We start from the raw sequence: 8,671 nt of genomic DNA on the forward strand, positions 1-8,671 counted from the left end.
CGTTCCCTTCCTGCACGTATCGGAAGCGTCGTTGCCCGGGAAACTCACATCAATATCGAGCGAGCAGCCGTTCCACGCTGGGCGCTGCAGTCTTTTGCTTGTTGTCTTCATCCTTTATGTCGGCTTCGAGCGCTTCGCGAATACGCGCGATTTGGGCATCCGTCAGATGCTCGATGCCGACGAATTCCACGCGTGCCTTGTCCAGCGCCCTGATAATTTCGTCGAGCTTTGCCTGCATGGCCGCGCCATCACGATTCTGGCTGTTCTGGATCAGGAAGACCGCAAGGAATGTCAGGACCGTGGTCGCGGTGTTGACGATCAGCTGCCAGGTATCGGAGTAGTGCATGAACGGGCCGCTCACTGCCCACACGACAATGAACAGAGTGGAAATGATGAAGGCCAAAGGCTGACCCATCAACTGCGCGCACTTTGTTGCAATGCCGGTGAAAATTCTATCCATGATGGGGCTCCTTACTCTTCGTATCTGGTGTCATCGGCTGCCCCCGACATGATTTAAGTTCTTCAATCTCCAGTCTGCGAGTTGGGCGCTGCTACCGGCTTTGATTCCGGAGACTCGCGCTGGCGCAGGAATATGGAAAGGACCACCAGCACGGCCGTCGAGAGAAATTCGCTCTGCCAGTTCTGGAACGATTCAAACCACAGCTGCGCATCGCCAAGATAGGCAAGAACGGTCTTGGGAGTTTCGCCATGTTCCAACGCCTCTTGCGCTGAGGCATGCGCGCTGTTGATCCAATGCATCGTGAACGACGCGGCAAACAGCAGGATCAATGCCAGGCCAAGGGAGCGAGCGTATATCGCGCGCCAAAGCGGACCTTTGCGCAAGATCGCCGGTGCGCCGTGTTCTTGGGCTTTCTGGTCCAGATCATTGTCGCGGGGAGGCGCATCCGGGTCCTTCGATTCTGCTGATCCGCGCTGGATCAGGAAAGCGGTAAGCACGACGTAGGCCGCCATTTGCAGGAACTCGCTTTCCCAATTCTCGAACACCGAGGAGAGGAATTGCGGGCTTACGGCATAGGCCAGGAGCGTCAGACCGGGCTGGGCATGGCGCCGGGCATCCTCCAGCTCGACATACCAGCCGGTGATATATTGCCCGGCAATGCAAACGGCAAAAAGTGCTAGAAGGGCAATCGTAAGCCCGTTATCTTTAAACAGCCGCATGCCGATGTCTCTCGCCGATTTGCTTTGGATGGAAACGCGCGAGAAACAATTGGGTTCGAAAGCATTTCAGCTATTGCGTGAGGGCAGCCAGCCATTCCCCGGGGGATTTATGCGACGTAGCAGCCGTCTCGGCTCCCATACTCCGGGCCATGATATCCAAGGCCCATCGGCCTCGTTCATCGCTCTCGGCAGCCACAGCATCTTCAGGCACCCATAGGTCGTATTCGCGCATATGAGCATCCGCTGCAGTGAACAGCACGCAGATGTCGGTTGCGATTCCGCTGAGCACCAGTTTGCTGACGCCCAGCTGCGGCAGCAGAACCGGCAGGTTCGTGGCGTAGAAACCGGAAAATTGCGGCTTGATGATGAAGAAGTCGCCGTGCTCCGGCCTCACCATCTCTGTGACCGGGTTATCCTTTTCGAGTGCCCGCGCTACCAGCTTTGAAGCTTCTGAATGCCATTCACCAAAATTATCGTTGACGTATACGACGGGCCAACCGTGCGCGCGAAATTCCTGGCGCAGGCGATCTATTCGGCGTGCCGCTTCAAGAGCCCGGGGCTCCAGGGCCTCAGCCCCCTCGAAATCGAAGCAGTTGACCATGTCCAGGATCAACAAAGCCGGTCGATCACCGGAGTTTGGCGAAGAGTTTGCGGCGTGCTTGCCCTCGGGATCCATAGAAACCTGCCATGAATTCGGGGTCGGCGCTGGACGACCCCATTTCGCTCACTCCTTGGTGAGCTTTTGTGCCTCAGCGTCCAGCGTCGCGCGATCATTGCCAAATCGGTCGATGAGATCCTGCGCCTGCTCGACAGTGAGACCGTGCTTTCGAGCAAAATAGTCGACCTCATAGCCCTCGCCGCCGGCGACCGTGCGGCGATCAGCGCCGCCGCGCTGTGATTTATCATCCGCCATGATGCATTTCCTCTTTCGCAGCTGTCTAGATTTGCAACCCTTGCCAAAGCCGTGAGTTCCGGCGAGGTTGTCTTGAGGAGCATGGAACCGGCATGCCGCATCGTCGTTTGCCCATCCAATGAAACAGCTGCTCGACTGCCTTGTCATCGGCGCAGGGCCCGCAGGTCTGACGGCCGCCATCTATCTCGCACGATTTCACTTCTCGATCGCAATTGTCGATGCCGGGCATAGCAGAGCTGCCTTGATCCCGCGTACGCACAATCATGCCGGGTACCCAGGTGGGATAGCTGGCACCGAACTTCTTGCGTTGATGCGAGATCAGGCTGCCGAATTTGGGGCGGTCGTGACCGAAGGTTTGATTGAGGGACTGGAGAGGACCGAAGAGGGTTTTGTTGCTCGTGCACAGGGCCGTGAATGGTCTGCGCGGACTGTCCTGCTCTGCACCGGCGTAATCAACAATCGGCCTCAGATCGCACCCGACATCCATGATGCAGCGTTGCGCCGCGGACTACTTCGATACTGCCCGATATGTGACGGGTACGAGGTCACTGATAAGCGAGTCGGTGTCTTGGGTACCCGTTCCCACGGCTTCAAGGAAGCAATCTTCCTGCGGATGTATACGCGCGATGTGACGCTGATCGCTACCGATGGAGAGCACAACCTTTCAGATGATGAAAAGCGTCGGCTCGCTGTGGCTGGTGCCGTCCTGATCGATGGCCCCTGCGCCCCACTGCGGTTGGAAGATGCGCAGATTGTCGTGCCGACGCCGCGCGGCGAGCTTAAATTCGATAGCGTCTACCCAGCGCTCGGTTCCGTTATCCGATCCGAACTGGCGACGGCGATTGGCGCGGAAGGCACTGACGTTGGGTGTCTCATTGTGGACGACCATCAGCGCACTTCCCTTCCGGGCCTTTACGCGGCGGGAGATGTTGCCAAAGGTCTCGATCAGATCAGCCATGCGATGGGCGAGGCCGGGGTCGCCGCCGTTACGATCCGCAACGACCTCGCCGAGCGGGGCATCTTATTCCGCTAGCCCACCGTTACAGCAGGCCGCTGCCACTTACGAATGCCGGGTCTGCGCGGCGGCAGCCGCGCAGATGTCACCGCAATCAGGATTCCAGAACGTTCCTCACCTTCGTGGCGAGCTGTTCGATGGTAAAAGGCTTGCCGATCAGTTCGACACCCGGGTCGATAACGCCATTATGCACGACCGCGTTGCGCGTGTAGCCAGAAGTGTAAAGAACCTTGAGTTCGGGTCGCCGACGTTGGGCTTCGTCCGCCAATTTACGGCCGTTGATGTCCGGCATCACAATATCTGTAAAGAGCAGCGAGATTTCCGGATGAGCGTCGATTAGCTGTAGTGCTGCCACAGCGCCATCGGCTTCGAGCACCTGATAGCCAAGTTCCGTCAACGCATCGACGCTGAATTGGCGCACCGCCGGTTCGTCCTCGACTACCAGGATGATCTCCTGCTCCTCACCCAATGGCAGGTCGCCGATTGAAAGCTGTTCGGCTTCGATCTCGTCGCCGATAAAGCGGGGGAGATAGATCTTGACGGTCGTTCCTTGTCCCAACTCCGAATAGATTTTGACGTGGCCACCCGACTGCTTGACGAACCCATAAACCTGACTGAGTCCGAGCCCTGTGCCCTTACCAACCTGTTTGGTCGTGAAGAACGGGTCGAAGGCTTTGGCAATGATCTCAGGCGGCATCCCGCAGCCGGTATCGGAAATGGCAATCAGGACATAATGCCCTGGTGGAACGCCAAGATGCGCGGCAGCATAGCGGTCGTCGAAGTGGACGTTTTGGGTTTCGATCGTCAGTCGTCCACCCTCCGGCATCGCATCTCGCGCGTTCACGGCGAGATTGAGAACGACATTTTCCAGTTGGTTGCGATCCGCGTGTGTGCGCCACAGCCCTGCGGCGAGCACCGTCTCCAACCGCACGTCAGTTCCCAGAGAATGGATGAGCAGTTCGGACATACCCGGTACAAGCTTGTTCGCGTCCAAAACCTCCGGATTGAGAGGCTGCTGGCGTGAGAAAGCCAAGAGCCGCTGGGTCAGGGTGGCGGCACGTCCTGCGCCTTCCAGTGCTGCGTCGACGTAGCGCTTTGCGCGTGCATCCTCATCACCAAGACGGCGATTCAGGAGATCCAGTGACCCAACGATGACGGCCAGCATGTTATTGAAGTCGTGCGCGATCCCCCCGGTCAGCTGGCCGACCGCCTCCATCTTTTGAGATTGCCGCAGCGCTTCCTCGACCTGTTCCCGCTCGGAAATCGCCTGAGCCACGCGTCGTTCCAGATGTTCGTTCAGCTCCAGAACCCGCACCTCCGCGCGCTTGCGCTCCGTAACATCGATGGCGGTGCCGATGACGCGCAGACAATGGCCGCTTTCGTCGAAAACGCCCCGCCCTTTCGCGGCTACCCAGCGCTCTATCTGGTCTTCCTTCCCGATAGTGCGATATTCAACATCATAGATAGCACGTCTGGCAGGATCGGCAGCTGCGGCGTAAGCTTCGAAAGTGGCTTCCCGATCATCGGGATGAAGGCCGCTATAATAGTCTGCCATGGAGACCGGCACGTCGGGCGAAATGCCGAACATGGCTTTGACGATTGGCGGCCAGATGAGAATGTCATGTACGACATCCACGTCCCAGAAACCCACCTCCGCGGCCTGCGTGGCGAGCCGCAGCCTCTCCTCGTTTAACATCAGCTCGGCGCGGGTGCGCTGCTGTTCTGTCAGATCGAGCATGGCGCCGATCATCCGGACAGCTTTGCCTTCCTGGTCGCGGATAATGTGTCCACGGTCGAGAATAGCTGCGTAGCTGCCATCAAACCGGCAAAAACGATACTCATCCGACCAGCTTTCCGCATCACCATCGATGGCGCCATGAATGCTGTGATGGACACGATCCCGGTCGTCAGGATGGATATGTGCGATCCACCACTCTCCCGTCGGCTCTATATCGGCGAGCCTATGGCCATGCGCCGCTTCCAAAGCCTGGTTCCACGTGACGTGATCGGTGGTGAAATCCCAATCCCAGATGGCATCATTTGTCGCCCGGCTCACGAGGCGGTAACGTTCCCGAATGGCTCTCAGCGCCTTTTCAACTCGCGCACGCTGTTCCACCTCTACCCGCAATTCCTCAGCGCGTGAGGCTTGGGCCTGAAGGGCCTTACGAAGTTCCAGCTGGGCCATGACCTGCCGCGCCAGCACCTCAAGCACCTGGCGTCGATAGGAAGTGATACCGTCAGGGCGCGGCGCACGGTCCAGCACGCAGATCGTGCCAATCGGCAACCCGGTCTTGTCCCGCAGGATTGCGCCCGCATAAAAGCGTAGGCCGCCTTCAGCCGTTACCAACGGATTGCAGGCGAAACGAGCATCCTCACGGGTGTCAGACACGACAAGAAAATCATTTTGCAGGATGGCGTGAGCGCAGATCGATACATCGAGAGGCAGTTCGCGCACGCCTATGCCAACTTCCGCCTTGAACCACTGGCGATCACTCGCCACCATATTGACGACGGCGATCGGCGCTGTGAAGGTTTCCGCCGCTAGCCTGACGATATCGTCGAAGTCGGCTTCCTGCGGGGTATCGAGAATTCCATAGCTCTCTAGTGAAGCCACACGATCAGCTTCAGACCAGACCTCGGCCGTTGAATTGCCTGGGATTTCCGTCACATTGGAGCTCATGCGGTGTGACTATCATCCTCCCACGCGGATGGCACTGAAAACCTGCAAGGCGGTTGGACGGCGGTCAGGCTGGCGAGGTTAGCTGGGGCATTTGCTGTAGGCGTTCTTACTCTGCTTGGCGAAAGGCGAGTCCTATCGCATCCTGCCACGTGACCGGCAGTTTTGTCCGAGCCCCGGTGATAAGGGGACTGACCGCTAATGGGCCTGTCATTTTTCCACTTGAACGACTTTAATGGGCGCGATGCTACCAGGCCGGTGTCGGATTTGCGAATGCCCCCTCGCGGTCAATGTCGGCGTTTCTCGTTCGAGTGAAGAACGACCGGGCTTGATTGATTCGAGAACAAAAAATCTGCGCATGGATGTCGTACAAGAGCATGTGCGGTCGGCCCGCGCTGCTTGATGCGCTGCGGGTGCCGGACAAGCCCCTGTTGAACGTCGACATCAGGCCCGTGCGGCCTCGACCGTTTGTACGGCAATGTAGCGGGCAAGCGGTATTTCGGCGAGAGGTCGCTGCGTCGCCACCTCACGCGCGACGAGCGCCATTTCGATCCATTGCGGATCGTCGCCCTCACCTCGCTGCGCGAATGCACTCCAGGCGGCAACACTGGCCCAAAAGGCGCGCTTCGGCTCCAGCACCGTCTCGATAATCGCGGCGATGCGGTCCTCGATCTTGCGCTTCCCTTTGATCGCTAAGGTGACGTCGTCGCCATTTTCGAACCAGGATTCGAGTTGAGGATTAATTGCCAGCCATCGGCCAGAAGCGCGCAGGGCCCTTTCAACCGCCCTGGAATTGGTCGCCGCATCGTCCACGCCCTCGAGCATCGAGGCAACAAGATCATGCACCGATAGAGACGTGGGCGCTACATCCGAGAGCCCGATAAGCGTGATAGCCTGCACGAGAGCGAACGGGGGCGGCGAACTGCCCGAGCCGTCCGCAAGGGCGCTGCTCAGGAGCAGCGCAGTATCCTCGGCTGTCGTTTCATGGAGCGACATCTCCGACGCGATGTGTCCGAGCATGTCTTCGATCTCAGGCCTGCTTAGTGAGGCCGCGACCCAGGCATCCCGCACACCGTGCCCCTGCTTGATCAGAATTGAAACCAGCGCGTTCTTTCTGCCCTGCTTGATAGATGCGAATATGCTTTGGGCCCCTGCCCCATCCCGCTCGGATATCAGGAGCTCCCTGACCTGGATCGCAGGCCGCTTCTCGGACACCGATCCAGCAACGCGCGCGGCTTTGATGATCGCATCGATCGCGCGGCGCTGATCTTCGGGCACCCAGTGGCGGATCAGCATGAGGTTGGTAACCGACGCTGCCGATACCAGCCCTCTGCTGGCGGTCTCTTCAATCATGGAAGCTAACGGAGCCGCGATCGCGGGTTCTGCAAGAAGCCACCCGATAGCAGCCTCGCGCAGACTGGACTCGTCGGCGAGGACAAGTCCTTCCAGGAGACTGAGTTGCAGCCCGGCAGGCATGGCTGCCGTCAATTCGGCGAACTGGCTGTGGATCAGGAACGGATCGCCCTCACAGGCTTTCACCAGGTCCTTCAACATCTCGTCAACATCGGGCGGCGGGAGATTGCGCTGGCTGGCTCCAGTCTGGATCATCGTGTGATCCATTGCGCTGCGTATATCGTCCCCCACCTCGACGCCGGCCCGCGAGAACGCCGAGACAAGCGCCAGCGCTGCCGTCGCTGCGAGCTTGCCGGTACGGATTTGCTGAGCGATCGCGGTCCGGACGTTCTCTATGGCCATGCTCGCATGACCGCTTCCGGCCTCGCTTCGCTGCCGCAGCTGCTCGAGAGTGTTGCCAAGCATGAAGGAATAGGCGTGATGCATCATCGCGTCAGGCCGCTTCTTGCGCCCTTCGGCGCCCGCGAGGTCAACGATGAGCAGCAGCCCTTCTGGCTGCTCCGCCAGCATATCTGCGATGCTGTGTGCCCCGGGCGACAATGCCCCCGAGCGGATATCGTCGCGAACCATGCGCGCGATCTGTTGAATGGCGGCACGTGGCGTCACGATTGATGCTCCTTTCTCGCACGGGGATTGCGTCATCGGTACAACTGCCGGCGGGGCGACGACAATCCCATTTTGCCGCCGTGGGAATATCAAAGTTGGCTCGATGAAGGGCAAAGAGCACGTTCGTGCACGCATCAGCGCCGCAAGGGCGCTGCTGCTAGGCGCACCCGCAAGGGGATGCGCTGGCGCGTCGGCGGGCGCCGCGCTGAGTAGCGACTAGGCGCCGTTCAGATCATCATCTTCGAATGCCACGGGCACAGGCTGCCGGCGGCGCTTCGGCTTGACCTTGCGTACATTCACCGACGCGGCGCTGATCATGTTCTTGATGTGGGCGGCGTAATGCTTCTGGATCATCTCGACGCTGGTACGGCAGTTTCGCGCGACCGCGTAGACGTCGGCGCCTTCCATGAGCCGCAAACAGATATACGTGTGGCGCAGCGAGTACGCGGTCCGCGCTTTGCCATCCCGATCAAATTTCAGCTCCGCCCTGGCAAGCACGCCGTTGAACAGCTTCACGTGATTTCCGGGGAAGACCTTGTCGGTCGGCTTCGGAAGCTGAGCCTCAGGTGCTTCAGGCGCCTCATCAATTCCGGCCCAGCGCCGTCGCTGCGCCGCGCGGCGACTTTCCCCTTGCACGGGCCTCGGACGATTGAGCAGCCGCTCATAGGGGCGCACGGCATTGGGCATACTTTTGCAGAAGCCCACCCCCCGCTTGCCGCGAACCTCGATTTCCAGGATCTGCTGTCCCGTCTCATCGTCGATAACGATCTCAACATCGCGGTGCTCAAGGTTGGAGGCTTCATCGGGTCTCAGGCCCGTATTGGCCATGAACAGGACGTAGTCATGCACCTGCTGCGCGTTCCATTGA

Annotated in this window: 8 protein-coding genes (1 of these 8 cut by a window edge); 1 reads left to right on the top strand and 7 read right to left on the bottom strand. The window is 59.4% G+C overall.

Features of this window, described 5'->3' with window-relative positions; genetic code table 11:
* Positions 1-49: 49 nt before the first annotated feature.
* The 4 genes from BES08_RS21665 to BES08_RS32045 all read right to left on the bottom strand — a co-directional run bounded on the left by BES08_RS21665 (position 50) and on the right by BES08_RS32045 (position 2,092).
* Positions 50-460, bottom strand: a complete 411-nt coding sequence (locus BES08_RS21665; protein ID WP_036528198.1) for a low affinity iron permease family protein — start codon at positions 458-460, stop codon at positions 50-52.
* Between the two features lie 62 nt (positions 461-522).
* A complete protein-coding gene (locus BES08_RS21670; RefSeq protein WP_036528199.1) occupies positions 523-1,179 on the bottom strand; it encodes a DUF6766 family protein in 657 nt (218 codons plus the stop codon).
* A 70-nt stretch (positions 1,180-1,249) separates the two neighbouring features.
* The gene (locus BES08_RS21675; RefSeq protein WP_036528201.1) at positions 1,250-1,855 is read right to left on the bottom strand and encodes a cysteine hydrolase family protein; all 606 of its coding nucleotides are present in this window, start codon (positions 1,853-1,855) and stop codon (positions 1,250-1,252) included.
* 48 nt (positions 1,856-1,903) lie between these two features.
* Entirely contained in the window at positions 1,904-2,092 is a 189-nt protein-coding gene (locus BES08_RS32045; protein WP_081799133.1) for a DUF3606 domain-containing protein, read from the bottom strand.
* A 118-nt stretch (positions 2,093-2,210) separates the two neighbouring features.
* On the opposite strand from BES08_RS32045, the gene BES08_RS21680 reads away from it, so the two are divergent.
* Positions 2,211-3,125, top strand: coding sequence for an NAD(P)/FAD-dependent oxidoreductase (locus tag BES08_RS21680; protein WP_036528202.1), 915 nt, complete (start codon positions 2,211-2,213; stop codon positions 3,123-3,125).
* A gap of 76 nt (positions 3,126-3,201) precedes the next feature.
* Here BES08_RS21680 and BES08_RS21685 read toward each other — a convergent pair whose 3' ends face one another.
* The 3 genes from BES08_RS21685 to BES08_RS21695 all read right to left on the bottom strand — a co-directional run.
* Positions 3,202-5,787 carry a PAS domain-containing protein gene (locus BES08_RS21685; protein WP_081799134.1) on the bottom strand — a complete coding sequence of 862 codons (2,586 nt, stop codon included), beginning with the start codon at positions 5,785-5,787 and terminating at the stop codon, positions 3,202-3,204.
* Between the two features lie 441 nt (positions 5,788-6,228).
* Positions 6,229-7,803: a Y4lR C-terminal helical domain-containing protein gene (locus BES08_RS21690; protein ID WP_036528223.1), complete on the bottom strand. Its 1,575-nt coding sequence runs from the start codon at positions 7,801-7,803 to the stop codon at positions 6,229-6,231.
* Between the two features lie 216 nt (positions 7,804-8,019).
* A protein-coding gene (locus BES08_RS21695; RefSeq protein WP_069709452.1) for a site-specific integrase crosses the window boundary here: on the bottom strand, positions 8,020-8,671 show its 3' portion. The gene runs 668 nt beyond the window's last position; only the last 652 of its 1,320 coding nucleotides appear in the window; its start codon lies off the right edge, out of view — the gene reads right to left on this strand; it ends in the stop codon at positions 8,020-8,022.

Origin of the sequence: Novosphingobium resinovorum, from assembly GCF_001742225.1 — a bacterium.
In the GTDB taxonomy this organism is placed as follows: domain Bacteria; phylum Pseudomonadota; class Alphaproteobacteria; order Sphingomonadales; family Sphingomonadaceae; genus Novosphingobium; species Novosphingobium resinovorum_A.